The organism is Streptomyces aquilus (assembly GCF_003955715.1).
Taxonomy (GTDB): Bacteria; Actinomycetota; Actinomycetes; order Streptomycetales; family Streptomycetaceae; genus Streptomyces; species Streptomyces aquilus.
On record NZ_CP034463.1, the window covers coordinates 104209 to 123673 of the forward strand.

At 68.7% G+C, this 19465-nt stretch carries 16 protein-coding genes and 2 pseudogenes; 12 read left to right on the plus strand and 6 right to left on the minus strand.

All coding sequences use genetic code 11. The features are described from left to right. Nucleotides 1-565: 565 nt before the first annotated feature. Nucleotides 566-1666, minus strand: a pseudogene (locus tag EJC51_RS49355) (PAS domain-containing protein); the annotation flags it as partial. 656 nt (nucleotides 1667-2322) lie between these two features. Between EJC51_RS49355 and EJC51_RS00520 the strand changes: the two are divergent. The 3 genes from EJC51_RS00520 (at nucleotide 2323) to EJC51_RS00530 (ending at nucleotide 5391) form a co-directional block, all read left to right on the plus strand. After that, the gene (locus EJC51_RS00520) at nucleotides 2323-2508 is read left to right on the plus strand and encodes a hypothetical protein (RefSeq protein WP_126269168.1); all 186 of its coding nucleotides are present in this window, start codon (nucleotides 2323-2325) and stop codon (nucleotides 2506-2508) included. Nucleotides 2509-2983: 475 nt separating this feature from the next. Further along, on the plus strand, nucleotides 2984-3952 hold the full coding sequence (locus EJC51_RS00525) for a hypothetical protein (RefSeq protein WP_244362301.1): 969 nt from the start codon (nucleotides 2984-2986) through the stop codon (nucleotides 3950-3952). Nucleotides 3953-4812: 860 nt separating this feature from the next. Then, nucleotides 4813-5391, plus strand: a complete 579-nt coding sequence (locus EJC51_RS00530) for a hypothetical protein (RefSeq protein ID WP_126269169.1) — start codon at nucleotides 4813-4815, stop codon at nucleotides 5389-5391. Nucleotides 5392-5549: 158 nt separating this feature from the next. Here EJC51_RS00530 and EJC51_RS00535 read toward each other — a convergent pair whose 3' ends face one another. Next, complete coding sequence (locus EJC51_RS00535) at nucleotides 5550-6443, minus strand: S1 family serine peptidase (protein WP_126269170.1); 894 nt, start codon at nucleotides 6441-6443, stop codon at nucleotides 5550-5552. A 98-nt stretch (nucleotides 6444-6541) separates the two neighbouring features. On the opposite strand from EJC51_RS00535, the gene EJC51_RS00545 reads away from it, so the two are divergent. Next, nucleotides 6542-7252: a hypothetical protein gene (locus EJC51_RS00545; RefSeq protein ID WP_166682790.1), complete on the plus strand. Its 711-nt coding sequence runs from the start codon at nucleotides 6542-6544 to the stop codon at nucleotides 7250-7252. A gap of 270 nt (nucleotides 7253-7522) precedes the next feature. Further along, nucleotides 7523-8122, plus strand: coding sequence for a hypothetical protein (locus EJC51_RS49360; RefSeq protein ID WP_126269173.1), 600 nt, complete (start codon nucleotides 7523-7525; stop codon nucleotides 8120-8122). Between the two features lie 754 nt (nucleotides 8123-8876). Here EJC51_RS49360 and EJC51_RS00555 read toward each other — a convergent pair. Continuing rightward, nucleotides 8877-9676, minus strand: a pseudogene (locus EJC51_RS00555) (IS5 family transposase); the annotation flags it as partial. On the opposite strand from EJC51_RS00555, the gene EJC51_RS00560 reads away from it, so the two are divergent. Together EJC51_RS00560 and EJC51_RS00565 are read left to right on the plus strand one after the other, a co-directional pair. Beyond that, nucleotides 9636-10481, plus strand: coding sequence for a hypothetical protein (locus tag EJC51_RS00560; protein ID WP_166682772.1), 846 nt, complete (start codon nucleotides 9636-9638; stop codon nucleotides 10479-10481). The pseudogene EJC51_RS00555 and the gene EJC51_RS00560 sit on opposite strands and share 41 nt — an antisense overlap. Nucleotides 10482-10574: 93 nt before the next feature. Next, nucleotides 10575-11264 (plus strand): haloacid dehalogenase type II, encoded by a 690-nt coding sequence (locus EJC51_RS00565; RefSeq protein ID WP_126269175.1) that lies wholly within the window; start codon nucleotides 10575-10577, stop codon nucleotides 11262-11264. A 285-nt stretch (nucleotides 11265-11549) separates the two neighbouring features. Here EJC51_RS00565 and EJC51_RS00570 read toward each other — a convergent pair whose 3' ends face one another. The 3 genes from EJC51_RS00570 to EJC51_RS00580 form a co-directional block, all read right to left on the minus strand. Beyond that, complete coding sequence (locus EJC51_RS00570) at nucleotides 11550-11906, minus strand: YciI family protein (RefSeq protein WP_244362303.1); 357 nt, start codon at nucleotides 11904-11906, stop codon at nucleotides 11550-11552. After that, the gene (locus EJC51_RS00575) at nucleotides 11903-12466 is read right to left on the minus strand and encodes a TetR/AcrR family transcriptional regulator (protein WP_126269176.1); all 564 of its coding nucleotides are present in this window, start codon (nucleotides 12464-12466) and stop codon (nucleotides 11903-11905) included. The genes EJC51_RS00570 and EJC51_RS00575 overlap by 4 nt, the downstream gene beginning before the upstream one ends. Nucleotides 12467-13188: 722 nt before the next feature. Then, entirely contained in the window at nucleotides 13189-13872 is a 684-nt protein-coding gene (locus EJC51_RS00580) for a DUF2202 domain-containing protein (protein WP_126269177.1), read from the minus strand. Between the two features lie 174 nt (nucleotides 13873-14046). Here EJC51_RS00580 and EJC51_RS00585 point away from each other — a divergent pair, with 174 nt between their 5' ends. The 5 genes from EJC51_RS00585 (at nucleotide 14047) to EJC51_RS00605 (ending at nucleotide 19402) form a co-directional block, all read left to right on the plus strand. Continuing rightward, the gene (locus EJC51_RS00585) at nucleotides 14047-14742 is read left to right on the plus strand and encodes a response regulator transcription factor (protein ID WP_126269178.1); all 696 of its coding nucleotides are present in this window, start codon (nucleotides 14047-14049) and stop codon (nucleotides 14740-14742) included. Next, nucleotides 14732-16219: a sensor histidine kinase gene (locus tag EJC51_RS00590; protein WP_244362306.1), complete on the plus strand. Its 1488-nt coding sequence runs from the start codon at nucleotides 14732-14734 to the stop codon at nucleotides 16217-16219. The genes EJC51_RS00585 and EJC51_RS00590 overlap by 11 nt, the downstream gene beginning before the upstream one ends. A 68-nt stretch (nucleotides 16220-16287) precedes the next feature. Continuing rightward, nucleotides 16288-16614: a rhodanese-like domain-containing protein gene (locus EJC51_RS00595; protein ID WP_126269179.1), complete on the plus strand. Its 327-nt coding sequence runs from the start codon at nucleotides 16288-16290 to the stop codon at nucleotides 16612-16614. Between the two features lie 47 nt (nucleotides 16615-16661). Beyond that, nucleotides 16662-17891 (plus strand): NAD(P)/FAD-dependent oxidoreductase, encoded by a 1230-nt coding sequence (locus EJC51_RS00600; protein ID WP_126269180.1) that lies wholly within the window; start codon nucleotides 16662-16664, stop codon nucleotides 17889-17891. A gap of 125 nt (nucleotides 17892-18016) precedes the next feature. Beyond that, on the plus strand, nucleotides 18017-19402 hold the full coding sequence (locus EJC51_RS00605; RefSeq protein WP_126269181.1) for an MBL fold metallo-hydrolase: 1386 nt from the start codon (nucleotides 18017-18019) through the stop codon (nucleotides 19400-19402). The last annotated feature ends 63 nt before the right edge of the window (nucleotides 19403-19465 follow it).

Here is a 19465-nt window from a genome sequence, read left to right on the forward strand (position 1 = left end):
GGTCAGGGAAAGAGCCTTTGACGTCGACGCGAATGGATTGGTCCCGTTGTGCAGCTGAAACGGTCACGGGGGTTTGGCCTGCTGCTCTGGGGGCGGCTGCGATGATCAGCCGGGTGAGTGTGTTGGGCAGCCATTGTGCGTCCAAGCCGATGAGCGTGGGCGGCGCGAACACCATGAAGCGTGTCTGCTCCAGGCCGGTCCCAGCAGTCGCCGCTCGTACGCCTTCGTGGACTGCCGAACTGAGTGTGCTGGACTCGGCGGGGGGAGCGGGGTGCGTCTGGTTCAGGGTGAGGGCTGGGGCAGGGACCGCAATGGCCGCGCGGGCTTCTTTGGCACTGCGTAGCAAGTCTGCGCGGGCAGCGGCCGGGAGTGCGCCGCATAGCTGAGCGACGGCCTCGGTGCCGGGCTCGTCCATCCGCGCGAGGATCTGGATGAGGAGTTGGTGGTATTCCATGGTCTGAAGCCTCAGCCGGCTGGCCTCGGCCCGGGCCTGGTCGTCCCGCGGCAGGATGAACGGGTGTTGCGGGGAGGAGCTCTTGTCCAGGCGGACCGTGAAGGTGATCACGGATCCGCTGCGGCTGTCTCCTTCGACCACGGGGGTGGTGCGCAAGTCGACACGTACTTCGCTGCCGTCCTTGGCCTTGAGGACCTGGCCTTGCAGGCTGCAGGGCTTGGCCTCGAGGAGAGAGCGCCCCAGGAGAGTGTCGGCGTAGGGCTGGGGCTGCCCGTCCAGACGGGAGTTCTGGGTCAGCGAGGGGAACGAACGCCCTGTGAGCTCGCTCGGCTCATAGGCGAGCGCGGATGCGGCGGCCGCGTTGGCCAGAGTGATCTGGGCGTCGGCACCGACACGGATGATGCCTTCGGTGGCGGTGTGCAGGATCAACTCGATCTGGCGCTGCTGCCTGACGAGCTCCGTCTCGAGTCTCTGGACGCCTGTCAGATCCTTGATCAGGATCATCAGTTGGCCGTCGGCGGAGCCGCTGGGAGGTGCCTGCCTATTTGATCTAGCTGTTTCACCGGCGGGGGTAGGGGGTGCGTCGAGACGCACACTGTGGACCTCGACCAAGAGGTCCTGTCCGTCGAGACGACGTGCCTCGCTGCGCAGCGATGGCATTCTCCCGGCCTGGGACGCGTCCTCGCTCCTGGCGAAGTGGGGCAGCCGAGAGATGTCGAACGACGGCAGAAGCTCAAGCAGGCTCCTGCCGAGGAAGCCCTCGTCCCCAGCCCCCCAGAGCGCTCTGGCAGCACCGTTGGACTGAAGGATCGTCCCGTGAGAGTCAGTGAAGAGCACCGCGTCGGGGAAGCCATCTGCCCATACAGCAAGGTCAGATGCGCTCTGTAGAGCCCAACTGTCGCTCGGCACAGCACCCGGCGGCAGGAGAGCTTCGGGCGGGTCGATGAACTCCGCGATCTCCTCGTCACTGGCAGGCGCGAGTGATCCGCCCAGGTCTTCGGTGCTGAAGGACTTGGGTAATTCGCCGTAGGCCGTGTGCCAGAGCCGGGCGAACTGCAAGCGCAACTGGTCGGGTGCCGTGTCACCGGCGCAGTGCTCGGCGATCAGGTCCGGCAGCCACCAGTGGCCGTACGGTCCCTTCTTGTTCGCCCCTCCCAGCCTCCGACTCAGGAACGTCGCATTCAGCTCTGTGACGCCCTGTTCCTGCAGCATGTCGAGGAAAGTGTTCCGAGAACCGTGGGAAACGAGGATGCGCTCCTGCAGGGCCACGATCAGGGCCAGGACCCCGCGGCTGAAGCGCGTACGGATGGCCGCGTTCGCGGTCTCGATGGCTAACCGCTCTTTGTCCGGCAACTTCGCGAACTGCTCCGGGCAGCGCACCGAGAAGATGAAGGCATCGATCGCCGCGCGCTGCCCGCCCCGGCCCAGCAGCTCCGCCAGCCCCAGTCCCTTGCTGCTGCGGTAGCCCGCGCTTGCCGCGTCACCATCGATAGCCGACCCCTCCAACTCCCCCTATGCAACATCGCAGTTCGCATGTTGCACATTTGCTGAGCTGGGATGTTGCACTCCGTTTCGCTGGCTTCAGCGACTCTAGCGGGTTTGAAATATGGGCGTAGCGCCATCACGGAAATCCGTGTGGCGCTACCGGCAAAACACAGGGCCTCGCACCGCACTCCGTTCGCCAACGACTACGGCACGAGGCCCACCATCCATCCATCAGCGAGAAGGAAGGACCCCTCTAGGATGCTTGATCACCTGCCTGCGAAGGTAGGGGTCTCGGCTGGGAACGGCACCCGTACCGCCCGAACGGCCCGCACCCCCCGTACCTGTGACCACCCCGCACCGCACGTCCGCCCCGGCGGTGCAGCATGACAAAACTGCAGGTCCTCACACTCCTGCTGGCCCTGTCAGCTGCCCTCAACCTCGGCTGCGCATCCGGCATCATCGCGATCTACTCCGGCGCAGGCACAGCAAGCGCGATCCTCGTCGGCGGCGGCACCGTCGGAGGCGCGATGACCCTCTTCCTCGCCGGCGTCGGCGTATACCGCCGCTAGACAAAGCTTCTTGGCCGCCTCCCGGCGGCCAGAAGCCCACAACGATCTCCTGATCGATAAGGTCCGCAACGGGGCCGTGCCGACTGCAGTCGGCACGGCCCCGTTGCGTGGTCACCGATGATGTGCCCGTTGGTAGTGCGCTTCCCCTGCATGCTGGGAGATCACGTCGGTGATCCTGCCGATGGTCGCTTTGGCATCCGGACACTTGTCCCGTTTGCCCAATTGGCGCTGTAGCGCATAGGCGAGGTCAGCCAACTGCACTCGCGTGCGAGCTCACGAAGTGCATGGAACAGAGAGACAGCCGGAGTTCGATGAGGAGCAGGGCGGTGGGACAGGTGCAGGGATTGCCGGTGCGAGGGGCGCCCGTCGTTGCGGCCGATAGGTGCAGCGCACGCGAGGTAGCGAGATCATCTGTTTCGTCCGGCAGCATTGGTGGTCTGCCGGCCAGACGGTGAAAACTGGTGCCATGCGACTCATGCAACCGTTCGCTTTCGACTGGGACCGCCAGTCCATGCAGCAGACCGAGCAGTGGAACTGGCTCGCGGTCGAGATAGCCGAGATCCGGCGATGCGCCGAAGCGGGCGATCAGGCACACGACCGCCTTGCTCTCATTCTCCTCGACCATCTGGTGGAGGTGGTCATCGGCCGTGAGGTCAACGCTCAGCTGGCGTTCCAGATCGCTGACAGCGTCATTGAGGAGATGCGCGAGTTCCGCGACAGTGGCGGAGAGCTCAGCGAGGACCTCAGCCGGCTGGTCGAGGAGCATGTGGGACCGAAGCGCCGAAAGGCCATGGACGCTGCCCTGCACGAAAAGACCAAGTTCCTGGTGCAGAGGGGCGTCCTGACAGAGCAGGAACGCGAAGTGCTCGACCGACTGCACGAGTACCGCAACGCGGCCTACCACCGGGACACCCTGGAGCCAGATCTGATCTCAGATCTCGTGCTGGCTTTCAGGGTTCTGGCCGACGAACTTGTCGGCCGGCACAAACCGATCGCATGGACGATGGCGTCATCGGACCCAGCTCCCATCGTGACGCCACAGCAGCTTCGGGACCGACTCACAGAGGGCGTCGACGTCGATGTCAAAGCGATGGCCCGCCGGTTCCACGGTCACGCAGTGAAGCGCGTGCAAGCCGTCAAGGCGGCCGTAGCTACCGCGCAGCAGTTGTTGGGCGTCGACAGCTCCGGAAAAGCCGACCCCTCCCTTCCAGATGACGACATGGCCCGCATGCTGACCGGACTCAGCGACAAGTCCAAGAACCTGAAGTCCTGGGCGAAACAAGCGGAGGGATTGATGTCCAAGACGTCGTCGCTCACCGGTCTGATGATTCCATTCATCAACCTGGACCGAGCCCTGAGCTCCATCGAACCGTCCGTCAGGCGCCTCGAAATGATCCTGGACTACTGGGAGCAGCAACAGATCAATGAGCTCCGCGGCAAGTAGCCATCAGCCGAACTCACATGCAGCCGACTGAACCTCTCCGGGATCGGTGGAGGTGGTCTGCCCTGGGTCTGATGGAGTCGGGTCGCTGGAGAACTGACTGTTCAGCAGCTTCCGGAGGCCATCATGCCCCGCAGTTGTCCGCCCGAGTTCCGCCGTCGTGTTCTCGACCTGGTCGCCTCCGGCCGGAAGGTTGCCGACCCGCGTTCCTGGATAACGCGCGGCACCGGGTCGCCAAGCTGAGTGCCGAGCGGCGCAGCGAGCTGGCCGCGCTCGGTCTGGAGTGGGCCAGGGAGGGTCGCCCAGCGATCCAGTACAGCTCGCTGAGCAGTGGGCGGCCCGGCATACCGAGTGGCGGCGCGTTGCCGCACTTATGGACGGTGCAGGCTGGCCGGTCTACGTGCCCGCACAGGACGTCCAGGGCAGCGCGTGGGAGCAGGACCGCGAGACGCGCCGCCAGGCGGCCACCGCCAGGCATGCCGCCTGGCGGCTGGAACAACGACGCTCGCGACGAACTACAGGCGCAGGTATGGCTGTCGGCAGAGGTCAGCCGCCGCCTGCGGAACATCAGCCGCGCTACCGGCCTGAGCGCGGAGCAATTGCTCGCCCACCTCGCCGACCAGGTCCGCCTGAACGACGACGGCACCCTCACCGCCGGCCCCTTCACCCCGGACCTAACATCGCCCCGAAACTACGACATTCACCCCTTGGGCAGGTCTTAGGGAGCGGAGGACAGTAGAAGTGCCGAAACTCATGGGTCGGGCCCGTGGTCTGGCGACAGGAATACGGGTGGGAGCGGCTTAGGACTCTTGAATTGCAGACCCCGCACAACGGCCCGGCCCCGTTGTGGCAGGGTGACCGGCATGGTGACCACTCCCCACACAGAGGCCTTGCTGGAAACCCGGCTTCAGCAGACCCTCGACCAGATGTCGGACGAGTCCCTCGCACGGCTCGCACAGACGCTCCAGACCGTGGCCCACTATGCCGAGGACAGCCGCCGCCAGGTCACCCGGACCCTTGCCAGCCCCGAACTCACCGCAGCCCTCGCCCAGATCGCCGGCGCCGTCGAGAGATTCCGCAACGTCAGCGAGCCCCAGCTGGCCGCCGCAGCAGCCGTACTGATGCAGGCATACCCGCCCGCACCCTGCGACGACGTGCCCGATGAACTCAGGGCAGAACTTGATGAAACCCTCCGCGAGTTCTCCACCACCGACGCCGCCCTGCTGTCGCCGGACGCGGCGCGCACGGTGTTCGTCTGTTTCTGCGGCCTGCTGGCCGTCCTCGCACTCATCCAGGTCTCCCTGACATCGCCGACCGCGGACTTCCTGTTCGGCAAGGTCTCTGAGTACGAGCCGTACGGCACCGCGGCCATGGCCGCCGCCGCGGTGGCCTGGGACCGCGTCCACCGCCGCCCTCAAGATGACGAAGAAGACGGCGACTGATCAGGCCGCAGGGCTCAACCCCCGCATCTGACATTGAACTTTAAGGAACAGACCAGCTCCCCAGCCAAAATGCGCGGGCGGGGCGCGGCGGTATTTCGTACTGTCTGTACGGCGGTCAGCCACTTCCTCGCTCTTGGTGGCGGTGGCTGGACTGCTCCTTAAAGTTCAGATCGAGGTGATCGGGCGTGAACAGAAGTGGGTTTCCAGCCCGGCGGGGCGACCTCGGGCACGAGCTCGAAGAGGGCGTCGACCGTCCACACCTTGCCCAGGTCGGATTCCTTGTGGATGCGTCCGCTGTAGACCCCCACCAGTGCGGTGACCGACTCATCGTGCACGATCGCCTCGCCGCCGACGACGACCGGCTCACCGGGGCGGATGTGCATCAGGACCGGAGCCCCTGACTGGCCCTCCCTGGTACGGGAGTCCAGCAGGAACCCTGGCAGATTGTTCCAGCACGCCAGGGGTTCACTCGCGACCGGCGCCACGGTCCAGACCGCGAACGGCCACGTGCCGACATCTCCGAACGGGAAACCGAGGACGAACAGCTTGTCGGTGATCCGCAGGGGAAGGTCGATGTCCGCCTCGCTGCCCTGCGCGGCACGGCGCTCAGGGGGGAACAGATCACGCAGGGTGGGCCAGGTGTTGGGCATGAACGCCTCCACCACCCCCTCGGGAGCGGCACCGATGTGCAAGGCCGCGATGTCGACCCGCCGGTCGGCGGGACTGCGCCACCGGGGACCATGCTGGAATTCCTCGTCGTAGAGCTCGTACTGCTGGATGACCGGCTGGAAGCCATCGTCCGCCTCTCCAGCGAAATGGACGCGCACAAAGTCCGGGCAGAGGGCGTCTTCACGCATGATCTCACCATCGTCCGAACGGCGTCCGCTGAAGACGTGCCAGGCAGTGACGAGGCAGTAGTCCCCGGGGACCCCGATCAAGAACCCTGTGGCGGGACCGAGGAGCTTGTCCTTTGCGTCGCCGTAGGAGCGGCTCCAGGACTGGATGTAGAGGGCGCCGAGGGACAGGGTGTGCACACGCTGGACTCCTTGCATGCCCGGAGACTACGCGTCGACCGATCAGTACCCGTGGCCTGTTCCTTGGAGTCCGCTATCGAGTCCCCGGGTTCGACGCATCCGGGAGGATGCTGCCGGTGCAGACCGAAGCCATCGCCGCCGTAACCGCCTCCGCGGCCGCAATCCTGGGCGTCCCGGCCGCGCTCCTCGTCGGATACCGACAGGCACGCGCAGCCCGCCACGCCGCCGAACTCACCGCCCGCGCCGCCCACGACCAGGTTCGGCGACAAGCGCGACGCGACGCCGCCGTCGAATTCATCATCGCCGTCGAGAAGGCCAAGAAGTCAGCGGTGCTGCTCGCCGAAAGCGAGGAACCCATCGAGGACTACCTCGTGCATGCTGAGCAACGCGTGCCGCTCGATGTCGGCCGGTCCTTGGCCGTCATCCGCATCGAGGGTCCGGACGTCCTCGCCAAGCACGCCCAAACCGTCAACGCCTGGATGGAGAACCTCACAGTCCGCGCCCTGCGTATGAACCGTCTCCGGTACGCGCGGTCCCTACTCCGGCACGCCGCAGACACCGGAAACGAAATCATCGCCGCCGCTCTCGCTCAGCTCACCGACCCGGCCGGAACCGACGAACAGCGGGCCGAAGCCTGGCGGGCGGTGAAGGGCACGGGCCTACTCACCCTGCACCAGCTCGCCACGCTGCGGCAACACTGGCAGCACCGTCCGCCAGCAGGAGGCTTCAAGCCCGTCGGCATCCCAGAGGCCTCCGCCGCCGTCAAAACCAGCCTCGACGCGTTCGTCGAGGCGGTGCGGACCCACCTGGACGAGCCGCCCGTATAGGCCTTTCTTTTATCTTCTGTCCGTGTCGTACGGCGGTGACGGTCGGTTCCAGACGTCATCGAACCTGCTGATGATCTGGCGGAGTTCGCGGGCGGTTCGAGGCGACATTGCATGCCTCACGGTGTCGAGAAGAGCGCGTGCTTCAAGGGGGTTGCCGGACCTGCTTCCGCTGGGCCCGGTACGCCGGGCTTGTCCCTGCCCCCGACGTCCGGGGCTGGGCGTGGTCGCGGGCCGCTGTCGAGGCAGGATGCAGGAGCGATCAGGGCGGCCATGCCCCGCGAGGCGATCCTGGGCAGCGCCGCCGCCGACCGGATCGCCTCCGCGCTCGGCACGCCCAACCCCACCGAGTACGGCGAGCGCGCGCACGTCACCGCGTTCGTGGTCCGCCGGCTCATCGCCCGCGGCCTGCTCACCGACCTCAGTGCCGTCCGCGACACCGTCCTGGTCAATCCCGACCAGGTCGACGCCGTGTGCAGCAGGCCGGACCTGGCCGCGATGGTCGCCGCCGACACCCCACTCGGTCCCGACCAGGCCTCCCGTGCCGTGCTCCGGGCCAGCGCAGGTCCCCGCGGCGCCGGTCGCGTCAGGTTCTTGGACGTCGACTGCCTATGCGGTGATGTCGTCATTGGTCAGAGGAAGAAGCGCTCGGCGCAGGTCGACTTCGAGGTGCTGGGTGGGGATGAGCAGACGCTGGCGCACGGTGCCGCTGACGTTCGTTGCCGTAGCGCGCCACTCGCCGACGAAGGAGTCGCCTGCCACCTGCGTGCTGTAGAGCGTGATCGGATCGAGACGGACCGTCTCGTGGGGTCGCAAGTCGACCGGCGTGAAGCGGATGATCGTGCGGCCCTCTTCGTGCTCGATGTCCGGTGAGTCGATGGGTGGCAGCCGAAGCACTGATGCCTGCAGGGCAGCCATACGCGGGAAGGTGCTGAGGCTGACGGGGAGGGCCGCTGATCCGTATTCTTTGGGCTCGTCAGGCCATTCGACGTCCTCTTCGTCGTCTGTGACGTGCGCGAGGATCGTGTCGGGGAGACTCAGCACGACTTCGACCTTGCGGAGATTTTCCTCCCCCGGGTTGGTCAGTTTCAGCCGCAGTGGCGTCCCCTCTGTGCCAACTGCCTGTACGAAGGATTGCTGCATCGCGGCGTCGAAGTCGCGCAGGTACTCCTCAACCTGCTCGCGGAAGTCATCGGGCGAGCGGTAGTCAGTGGGGGGGCAGGGCGCGGAACACGTCGAATGCCGTGGCGTACGGGAGGGCTCCTGTCGCGCTGGTCTTCTTCGCAGGGCGCCTGGCGTCGAGCTGCTTCAGAAGGTCCTCACGCAAGACGTCGAGGATCTTGCTGCGCGTGTCTTCGATGGGCGACACCACAGCGACAGCACCCGCAGCAACACCTACGGTGACATTCACGCGCTTGGCCGCGCGCCGGGCCCGCTCCGTCAGGGCATCGATCTCGGCTGCGCGCGCGGGCTGAGTCTTTCCGGCGTACCGGTGGAAGACGGTGCCCGCGTAGAAGTTCTGGTACTCCTTGCGGAGCGGGTGAAGCGGATCGCCCCATCGCGGAGGGAAGACGTCGACCAGCATGACGTGCCGCGGGCCTTCGCCGTTGTCGAACGGCACGAATGAGGTTCGGAGTCGTCTCAGGCAGATGATGCTGCAGGCTAGTTGAAGCAAGCCGTGGTGGAGGTCTGCGCGTATCTCGTAGCGGATGCGCAGGCGCTTGAACTGGTGGAGCCATGCGAACGTCCGCTCGACCACCCAGCGGGTCTTGCCCAGGCCCGAGCCGTGGGCGACGCCGCGACGGGCGATGAGCGGCTTGATCCCACGCTTCCACAGCAGGCGGCGGTACTTGTCGAAGTCGTACCCTCGGTCGGCGAACAGCCTGCGTGGCCGTGTGCGCGGGCCTCCGCGCAGGCCCCGGATCGGTGGGACCGCGTCAAGAAGCGGCAGGAGCTGTGTGACGTCGTGGCGGTTGCCGCCGGTCAGCGTGACGGCGAGCGGGGTGCCGTGCCGGTCGACGATCAGGTGATGCTTACTGCCCGGCCGGCCCCGGTCGACCAGCGAAGGTCCGGTGTGAGCCCCCCTTTGAGCGCCCTGACGTGCGAGCCGTCGATCGCCGAGTCGTCCATCTCCAGGAGACCCACCGCTCGCAGCTCGGCGAGAAGGACCCCGTGCAAGCGAGGCCAGACGCCAGCCTCCGTCCAGTCCCGGAGCCGACGCCAAGCGGTCACCCCTGAACAGCCAACGACCTGGATGGGCACATCGCGCCAGGCCACTCCTTTGCGTAGCACGTAGACGATGCCGCCCAGTGCGACGCGGTCCGATACCGGCAGTCGGCCGGGGTGGCGATGGCGTCGGGCAGGCCGAGCTGGGAGAAGCGGAGCTATGCGCTCCCAGAGATCGTCGGGAACGAGGTCGGCAGGCACCGGTGCGTTGATCGTCCTGGACAACGCGGCAGACGCGGAACAGGTGCGGCCGCTCCTGCCCGGGACCCGCGGATGCCGTGCGCTGATCACCAGCCGACGCCCCCTGCCCGACCTCGGTGCCGCCGCCCGCTACCCGGTACCGGTGCTCGCCCCGGGGGACTCTCTCGAACTGCTGCGGGCAACGGCCGGTGCCGAACGGGTCGCCATGGACATCCCGGCCGTCCAGCAGATCGCGGACCTGCTGGGGCACCTCCCGCTGGCACTGTCACTCATCGGCCACCACATGCGCGACCACCCTGCCTGGACGCTCGGCGACTACTACCGCGAGCCGCTGCTCACCCTCGCACTGGAGGACGGCGTACGGACCGCGCTGGCCGCCTCCGACACGCGGCTGCCCAAAGGTGCGCGGCGGCTGCTGCGCCTGTCGGCCCTCCATCCGCTGGAGGAGTTGGACGCTGCCACGGCCACCGCGCTCCTGGGGAAACCGGCCACCGTCACCGAGTACCACCTCGCCACCCTGACGACAGCGCACCTGATCCAGCGAACCGCGAGCGGCGGTTTCCAGCTTCACCCACTCACCCACGCCTACGCGGAGGAACGTATCTGCGTCGATGAACCGGCGACCCACATCCGACAGGCACTCGCCCGCCTGCTGGAACACAGCCGTGGCCGCGGTGCCACCGTCCGGCTCGGGACTCGGACCCTACACGGCTTCCGTCTGCCCATGCCCCGCCAGCATGCTGAAGCAGACGTCGAGCCCCGGCTGCCGCAGCAGCGGGGCGCGGGGCGGGTACTCGCAGCCTGATGGAGCCGGCATAGAGCATCGACATGCCGATGCGCCTCCTCCTCAGCGCCCGCACAGGCCGAACCCCGCCTCGTGAGTGGACTGGAGAAGAGCATGCCCGCCGACCAGCATCAGGTCGTCGTCTTCGACGTCAACGAGACGCTCAGCGGCCTCACCTCGCTGCGCGGCCGCTTCGAGGACATCGGTGTCCCCGGGCAGTTGCTCCCGGCCTGGTTCGCCGGGGTGCTGCGAGACGGATTCGCGCTGACGGCTGCCGGCGCGTACGCGGACTTCGCGTCCGTCGCCCACGACGCGGTACGGACGCTGGTGTCCAGCCTGGAGGGCTGGGCGGGAGATGAGGAGGAGGCGGTCCATCAAGTTCTGGACGGCTTCGCCCACCTGGACGTCCACCCAGACGTGCCCTACGGCATACGGAAACTGAGCGAGGCGGGATACCGGCTGACGGCGATGACCAACGGCGCTGCCGCCCTGACCGAGCAGCTGCTCGACACCGCAGGAGTGCTGGACTGCTTCGAGACCCTCTCGGACGTGCGCGGCCCGCGCTGCTGGAAACCGGCCCCGGCCGCCTACCGTTACGCCGTCGAGCGGGCCGACGCGCGGCCGGACCAGGCTCTGCTGGTCGCCGTGCATCCCTGGGACATCGACGGAGCGCGGCGAGCTGGACTGGCCGGTGCCTGGCTGCGGCGCGGAGCCTCCGTGTACCCGCAGACGACGACGCCGCCCACCCTCAGCGCGGCAGACTTGCGCGAACTTGCCGACATGCTGGCCGCTGACCGACCGTGACGGCACCTTCCCCGAGGGCCGGACACGATTCAGGACACCGGGAGTTCGACGCGGTCGTGGTGCCCTCCCGCGGGATTCAGGGCCGGCGCAGTCCGCACGGGTTCCCGCCATCGGGCGCGGGGAACTGGGCCGGCCTCTCGTTCGCTCGCGGGCCTGCCTGGGTCAGCGCGGCACCTCTCGAGCGGCAACTGCTGGGCGCTTCCGGGGGCACGGATTCACCGGCGCCGGCACGTGTAGCTCCCCCCGCAATTGCCGTCATCCCTATGGCCTTCCGGCCTGATCCGGTCAGTTGGCGAGGAAGGACAGTCGCGGGTCGGTCAGGTTCGGGTCGATCTCGATGACCTCTGCGGTCACGACATCGTGGGCGACGAACGGGTCCTCGGCGACGCGCGCCTGGAGCGCCTGGGGCGTCAGACCCGTGGCAAGCACGGCACCGCCCTCCCCGGGCCGGATACTCCCGACGAGGAGGAACACGCCGTCGTCCATGCCGCGGCGGATCCAGTCCTGATGGTCGGCCATGTGCTTGGGCGCCTCGGCCTTGTTGTCGGAAAAACGAAGCAGGACGATGTACACGTCGGTCTCCTTGCTGAAGGTGAAGAGAGTGGTGTGACCAGGTTCAGCACGCAGGAGCAGCCCGGTCACGCGATGGCGATCTGCTCGGTCAGCCAGGTGTTGAGCCGAGCAACCTCGCGACGCACGAAGTCGCGGTCGCGGAAGGCGTTCGACAGCGTCGCGACGCCCTGGGTGAAAGTCAGGACATACATGGCGAGGTCGTCAGCGTCCGCCGTTCGCCCGAGTTCTTCGAACTGCCCTCGCAGCCAGGTGCGGAACACCTCGAACACGCCGACCGCGTGTGCCCGGGAGGGATGGCCGAGCTTGGCCAGCTCGTTGGTCAGCGTCCCGACCGGGCATCCGTAGTTCTCGATGTCTCCCTGGTTGGTGATGACGATCTCGGCGAACCGCCGTACCCGTTCCAGTGGGCCCGCCGATCCCTCGTCCCACGTGGCCAGCATCTCCCGCGTGCTCGCCAGGCGGGCCTGGATCACCGCTTCGAGGATCTCGTCCTTGGTCTTGAAGTGGTAGTAGAAGTTCCCACGAGAGATCCCGACCGACTCGGCGATCGCAGCGAACGAGGTCCGCTCGAACCCCTGCTCATAAAACAGGCGATTCGCGGCGTCCACGATCTGCTCACGCGTACCCACCAGCATCCACCTCGCGGCGCTCACCCACGCCTAGGACGGATGTCCTAGACGAATGCCGGAACTGTAGGACACTTGTCCTACAAGGGGCAAGGTCTGTGCCGTCAACAGCGTCATGGCCGGCAACGCCTGGCTGGTCTTGCCGGCAGCGAACTGCACGGCGTACGGCTGGGCAGCTCGAACCACCCGCTGGCCGAAGTCGGTGAGCCACATCCGGTGCCCACACCGTCCGCAGATCAACAGCTGCCCCTGCAGGTCTTGTTCGAGATGCGTCCTGATGCGCGTCGATTGTTCCGCTGCCCGTGTGCAGCACGATCTGCGAGGCCGTGCCACACACCGCCTTGGAACCGTGCGCATCCAGCAGGTCGGAGCCGGTCTGCCCGAAGGTTCCGGGCAGCGAGAAGTCGTCGTCGTAGGTGCCGCCCCAGGCGCGGGCGGCACCGATGGCGGCCACCGCCACCAACAGGCAGGTGCCCAGCACCCACCAGGCCTGGCGGGCGCACCAGCGGCCGAGCCGGTGCAATCGGCCGACGGGAGGGAGCAGTGGGGAGCTCGTATCGGTCGGGTGGGTCGCTGTCATGGTGTCGCTTCTGGTCGGGCCCGCGTGGGGGCGTTGGGAGAGGCTTATACGGAACCGCTTTCCGACGACGCGCGGTGGATGCGATCGACCGCGACCTGCCGGACGCGCCGGTCTGAACACCACACATGTCCCCGGCATCACCTCCCTATTGCGCGGCGATCCAGTGCTCGAACGCCGTCAGGTGCCGCTCGGAGGCGGCGAGCAGGTGGGTGTACACGTGGCGGGTGTCCGGTGCGGTGAGTCCGGACAGGGCCTGGGTCAGTACGGCGATGTCGTCGGTCTCGACCGTGCGGCCCGCCTTCAGGGCTCCGGTCAGGCTGTCCTCGCCTTGTTTCAGGAGCCGGTTGTAGGTCGCCTGCACCGCCGGGTCGGTGAACTCACCGGCCTGCTCGCCGGCAGTCGGGTCGGTGACGTCGTAGCGGTTCAGCAGGGCGCGCACGGCGGTCAGGTGGCTGCTCTCCGCCGCGGCGATCCGCTCGAAGGCCCGTGCGTCGTAGCGTGCCGAGAACTCCGTGTACAGGTCGTGCGCGAGTTTCTCCTCCTCGGCCATGCCCGCCAGCGTGGCCTTCTGAGCGGCCGTCAGGGTGCCTTGCTCGGCCAGGGCGGCGGCTCCGTCGCAGTTCCGGTCGTGCTGCCGGATGCCGTCCATGCCCCCACCGTGGTGGCTCCCCGGGTGCTGAGCGTTCATCAGCAGGCTCTGGGGCGCGGTCTGCGCGGCCCCTGACGCGGCACCGCCCTGGTCCGCGGTCACCGGGCCGACGGCCAGCACTCCGCCGATGGTGAGCACGCCGGCGGCGAGGGCCGTCGCGATCTTGGTGTTGCGCTTCATGGCGAACCTCCTCCACTCGGCAGGAGCCCTATTGAGTTCCCGCACCGTCACGTTCGCGCCCGGTCCTGCAGTCGCCGTGCGATGGGTGTGGAGACGGGATGGAGACGACCGGTGAGCGGGCTGGGGCTGTTCGGCCCCTCCCGGGGGCGGGCGCCCGGCGCGTAGACGTGGGGCATGGCCCTCACCGTGCTCGTCGTCGAGGACGAGAAGGAGATCCGCGAGCTGCTGCGCCGCTATCTGGAGCGCGCGGGTTACGGGGTGCTGACGACCGGGTCGGGCGCCGAGGCCGTACGGCTGCTCGGCGAGCGCGGGATCGACCTGACGCTGCTCGATCTCGGGCTGCCGGACGTGGACGGCGACGAGGTACTGCGCGAGGCCCGCGAGCGAGGGCGGGTGCCAGTGGTGGTGCTGACCGCGCGGACCACCGTCGAGGACCGCATCCATGGGCTGCGGCTGGGCGCCGACGACTATGTGACCAAACCGTTCAGTCCCACCGAGGTGGTGCTGCGGGTGACCGCGGTGCTGCAGCGGGCCGGGGGCACGGCGGCGGGAGCGGCGCCGGTCTCGTCGTACGGCGAAGGACGGTTGCGGATCGACGAGGCTCGGCACGAGGCGGAACTGGACGGCTCCTCCCTGGAGCTGACGCCCACCGAGTGGGGTCTGCTGACCGCGCTCGCGTCCGTGCCCGGCCGGGTGTTCTCGCGTTACGAGCTGGTCAACCGGGTGCGCGGCTACGAGTTCACCGGGTACGAGCGGACCATCGACTCGCATGTGAAGAATCTGCGGCACAAGCTCGGGGGCGCCGGCTCCGACCTGGTGAAGACGGTGCTGGGCGTGGGCTACCGCCTGGGCTGGGCCCGTGACACGTGAGCCGCGTTCGCCGCGCTCCGGCGTGCCGCCGTCCGCGGGGCTCGGCCCGCTCGGGCGACGGCTGTTCGCCGCGTTCGCCGTGGTGGCGCTGGCGTCCGTCGCCCTGCTGACGACCGCGGCGCTCGTCGGAACCGACCGCGGGCTCAGCAGCGCCCATCAGGCCGAGCGGCAGCGGACCGCCGACCGGGTGGCCGCGGCCGCCGCCGACGCCTACCGGGCTGCGGGCGGCTGGGCATCGGCTGATCTGTCGGCGGCGCGTTCCGTCGCGACCGCCGCCGGTGCGGTGCTCACAGTGCGCGACGCGGACGACGAGATGATCTCCGACGACGCGGGCTCCGGGTCGGAGGACGAGCACGGCATGCCCGGTTCGGGTCGCGGGCATCACGGGCAGGGTGCCGGCTCGGGACCCGGTGTGAGCGCTCCGGTAGTGGTCGACGGCCACACGGTCGGCTTCGTAGGCCTCGTCTTCTCGGCCGGCTCCGGGTCGGCGGGCCGGTCCGTCGCCTGGGGCTGGGTGGCCGCGGCCGCCGTCGGCGCGCTGGCGCTGGCGCTGGCCGTGAGCTGGTTCGTCACCCGGCGCCTGACGGCTCCCGTCGTCCGGGTCGCCGCGACCGCGCGTGCGCTGGCCGCCGGGGACCGCGGCGCACGGGCCCGCATCGACGCACCTGGTGAACTGGGCGACCTCGCCCACGCCTTCGATGCCATGGCCGACGACGTGAGCCACACCGAGCAGGCCCGCCACCGCCTCGCCGCCGATGTCGCCCACGAACTGCGCACGCCTCTGGCCTCGTTGCAGGCGGGACTGGAGGAACTTCGCGACGGATACACCGAACCGACCCCGGACCGTCTTGCCTCCCTGCACGATCAAGCCCTGCGGCTGGGCCGCGTCATCGACGACCTCGGTGAACTCGCCGAGGCCGAGTCCGCACGGATGTCCCTGCACCTGGCCGAGGTGGACCTGACCGTCCTGGCGGGCGCCGCCGTGGCCGAGCGGAAGGCCGAGCTGCGCACCGCCGGGCTGACCGTTCACACCGTCCCCGGCCCCGCTCCCCTGCCGGTCCGCGCCGACGCCGACCGGCTGCACCAGGCCCTTGGCAACCTGCTGAGCAACACCGCCCGCCACTGCCGCCCCGGCGACACCGTCACCGTCACCACGTCCGCCACGCCCGCCGAAGCCGTCATCGAGGTGGCCGACACCGGCCCCGGTATCCCCGCCGACGAGCTGCCGCACATCTTCGACCGGCTGTGGCGCGGGACCCGCGCTCGCTCCAAAGGCGGCAGCGGCATCGGACTCGCCGTGGTCAAGGAGCTGGTCACCGCCCACGGCGGCACGGTCACCGCGGAGTCCGGACCGAGCGGCGGGACGCGGATGACGCTCCGGTTGCCCAGGGCTACGCCGCAGGGACCACCGCTCGTTTCCGGCCCCGGTACAAAACCGCGCATTGCCTCTCGGGCAAATACCCCCAGGGGTATTTGACGCTCGCCTCCAAGCCGCCGTACTCTCGCCGGAGAGATACCCCCGGGGGTAATTGAGGAGGCAACGAAGTGGCTCGTGAAGTGACACAGGAAGCGTTCGCGGCGGCCTGGGCCGACGGCGCGGTCGTGGTCGACGTACGGGAGCACGACGAATACGCCGCCGGACACGTGCCCGGCGCCCGCCTGATGGCGCTGCGCACCGTCCCCACGAGGTGCGGCGAACTACCCACCGGCCGACCGGTGTTCGTGATCTGCGCCAGCGGCAACCGCAGCAGGACCGCCGCCGACCGGATGAACACCCACGGCATCGACGCCTACTCCGTGACCGGCGGCACCGGCGCCTGGGCCCGCGCCGGCCGCCCCGTCGTCACCGGCTCCCACGAGCACGCCGCCTGATCCCCGTCCGACACCCGCACCCCGGCCAGCCGGAAAGGAGCACCGCCTTGGCCGCCACACCCTCCCCCTCCGACACCCCGATCTCCGGCCGCCACCGCGTCGCCGTCATCGGCGGCGGCAGCGCCGGCATCAGCGTCGCCGCCCGGCTGCGCCGCGCCGGCGTCACCGACATCACCCTGATCGAACCGTCCGACACCCACTGGTACCAGCCACTGTGGACCCTGGTCGGCGGCGGCCAGGCTCCCCTGCGCGCCAGCCGCCGCCCCGAGGGGTCGGTCATCCCGGACGGCGTGCGCTGGATCCGCCGCCGAGCTCTGGCCGTCGACCCCGACACGCGCACCGTGACCCTGTCCGGCGGCGCAGAACTCGCCTACGAACACCTGGTGATGGCACCAGGTCTCCAGCTGGACTGGAACGGCGTCCCCGGTCTCGGCGAGGCCATGGGGCACGACCGAGTGAGCAGCAACTACGCGCCCGAGTACGCCCCGCGCACCTGGGAGCTGATCCGCGGGATGCGCACCGGCACGGCCGTCTTCACCCACCCGGCGACCCCGCTCAAGTGCGGTGGTGCCCCGCAGAAGATCGCCTATCTGGCCGCGGACCACTGGCGCAGGCAGAAGGTCCTCGACGACATCCGCATCATCCTCGTCATCCCCGATCCGGCGATGTTCAAGGTGCCCGCCTGGTCACAGGTCCTGGAGAGGGTGGCCGCCCGGTACGGGATCGAGGTGCGGCTGCGCTCCGAGATGACCGCCATCGACGGCGACGCCCGCGAGGTCACGGTCACCGACCACGCCAGCGGCACCAAGGAGATCATCGGCTACGACTTCGTGCACGCCGTGCCACCGCAGAGCGCTCCGGACTGGGTCAAGGCGAGTCCGCTCGCCGACCCGGCGAGCCCCCAGGGGTTCGTGACCGCCGACAAGCACACCCTCCAACACCCCGCCTACGCCGAGGTCTTCGCACTCGGGGACGTGGCGAACCTGCCCACCTCCAAAACCGGCGCCGCGGTGCGCAAGCAGGCCCCGGTGGTGGCCGGCAATCTGCTCGACGTCATGAACGGCCGGGCTCCGTCGCACCGTTACGACGGCTACACGTCCTGTCCGCTGGTGACCGCCCGGGACCGTATGCTGCTCGCCGAGTTCGACTACGACCTCAACCCCACACCCTCGTTCCCACTGCTCGATCCGTTCAAGGAGCGGCGCACGATGTGGGTGTTCAAGCGGTACGGCCTGCCGCCGATCTACTGGCACGGCATGCTCACCGGCCGTCTCTGACCGGTCGGCCCGGGACATCCCTCGACCCGGGCGGCCACCATCCCCGCCCTCCGACAAGGGCGGACCAGACCCTTCTGTATACCCCCTGGGGTAATGAGCCCCTTCCGATCCGGAGGTCATCCGCCATGTTCTTCGCCCAGTACTACCTCGACTGTCTCTCCCAGGCGTCCTACATGATCGCCGACGAGAGCACCGGCAGGGCCGTCGTCGTCGACCCGCGCCGCGACGTCTCCGAATACCTCACCGACGCCGCCGAACACGGTTTCACCATCGAGGCGGTCATCAACACCCACTTCCACGCCGACTTCCTCGCCGGCCACCTGGAACTCGCCGACCGGACCGGCGCCTGGATCGGCTACGGGCAGCGCGCGGAGGCCGAGTACCCCATCCACAAGCTGGTCGACGGCGAGCGGATCAGCCTCGGCGACGTCACGCTCCAGATCCTCGAAACCCCCGGCCACACCCCGGAGTCGATCAGCGTCCTGGTGTACGAGCACTCCGGCGACGCCGTCCCCTACGGTGCCCTCACCGGCGACGCGCTGTTCATCGGCGACGTCGGCCGCCCCGACCTGCTCGCCTCCATCGGCGTGACCGCCGACGAACTCGGCACGATGCTCTACGACACCATCCAGCACAAGCTGATGGGCCTCCCGGACGCGGTCCGGGTCTTTCCCGCCCACGGCGCCGGCTCCGCCTGCGGCAAGAACCTCTCCACCCAGCGCCAGTCCACCATCGGCGAGCAGCGCGCGACCAACTACGCCTGCCGGCCCATGAGCAAGGAGAAGTTCGTGTCGCTGGTGACCGAGGGCCAGCCGTCCGCGCCCGCCTACTTCGTCTACGACGCCATCCTCAACCGCAAGGAACACGGCCTGTTCGACGCGGCCGCAGCACCCCGCCCGCTGTCCGTGGAGGAGTTCATGGAGCGGCGCGCGGCCGGAGCGGTCGTCCTCGACGCCCGTTCCCCGCAGGACTTCGCGCCCGGGTACCTGCGCGGCTCGGTCAACGTGCCCGCGGACGGCCGCTTCGCCGAGCAGGCCGGCATGGTCGTCGCCCCCGAACAGGACGTCGTCGTCATCGCGCCGCAGGACCGTGAGGAGGAGGTCGTCACCCGGCTGGCCCGGATCGGCTTCGACAAGGTCGGTGGCTACCTTCGTGAGCCCGAAGGAGCCTTCCCGGCTCTCGCCGACGCGATGGATCAGGCCAGCCGGCTCACCGCCGACGAACTACGCCGCCTGCTGGACGGCGACGCATCGCCGCTGGTGCTGGACGTGCGCAACACCGCCGAGCGCGAAGAGGGCTTCATCGAGGGCTCGCTGCACATCCCGCTGGCCGAACTCGCGCGCCGTATCGAGGAGATCCCGACCGGCCGACCGCTGGTCGTCCACTGCGCGGGCGGCCACCGCTCCTCCATCGCCGCCAGCCTGCTGCGCCACAAGGGCCGCGCCGACGTCTCCGACCTGCTCGGCGGCTACGGCGCCTGGCTCGCCCTGCCCGCAGCCGCCGACGTCTGACACCCCGCCCGGGGGTGGCGGTCACGCGAACGGGCCGCCGTCCCGCCCAACCGCCGCAAAGAC

Excerpts from the sequence above, each read along its gene's own strand:
- EJC51_RS00605 (WP_126269181.1), top strand. The coding sequence starts at position 18,017 with ATGTTCTTCGCCCAGTACTACCTCGACTGTCTCTCCCAGGCGTCCTAC.
- EJC51_RS00530 (WP_126269169.1), top strand. The coding sequence starts at position 4,813 with ATGGTGACCACTCCCCACACAGAGGCCTTGCTGGAAACCCGGCTTCAG.
- EJC51_RS00580 (WP_126269177.1), bottom strand. The coding sequence starts at position 13,872 with ATGAAGCGCAACACCAAGATCGCGACGGCCCTCGCCGCCGGCGTGCTC.
- EJC51_RS00525 (WP_244362301.1), top strand. The coding sequence starts at position 2,984 with ATGCAACCGTTCGCTTTCGACTGGGACCGCCAGTCCATGCAGCAGACC.
- EJC51_RS00520 (WP_126269168.1), top strand. The coding sequence starts at position 2,323 with ATGACAAAACTGCAGGTCCTCACACTCCTGCTGGCCCTGTCAGCTGCC.
- EJC51_RS00560 (WP_166682772.1), top strand. The coding sequence starts at position 9,636 with ATGCGCTCCCAGAGATCGTCGGGAACGAGGTCGGCAGGCACCGGTGCG.
- EJC51_RS00565 (WP_126269175.1), top strand. The coding sequence starts at position 10,575 with ATGCCCGCCGACCAGCATCAGGTCGTCGTCTTCGACGTCAACGAGACG.
- EJC51_RS00585 (WP_126269178.1), top strand. The coding sequence starts at position 14,047 with ATGGCCCTCACCGTGCTCGTCGTCGAGGACGAGAAGGAGATCCGCGAG.
- EJC51_RS49360 (WP_126269173.1), top strand. The coding sequence starts at position 7,523 with ATGCCCCGCGAGGCGATCCTGGGCAGCGCCGCCGCCGACCGGATCGCC.
- EJC51_RS00535 (WP_126269170.1), bottom strand. The coding sequence starts at position 6,443 with ATGCAAGGAGTCCAGCGTGTGCACACCCTGTCCCTCGGCGCCCTCTAC.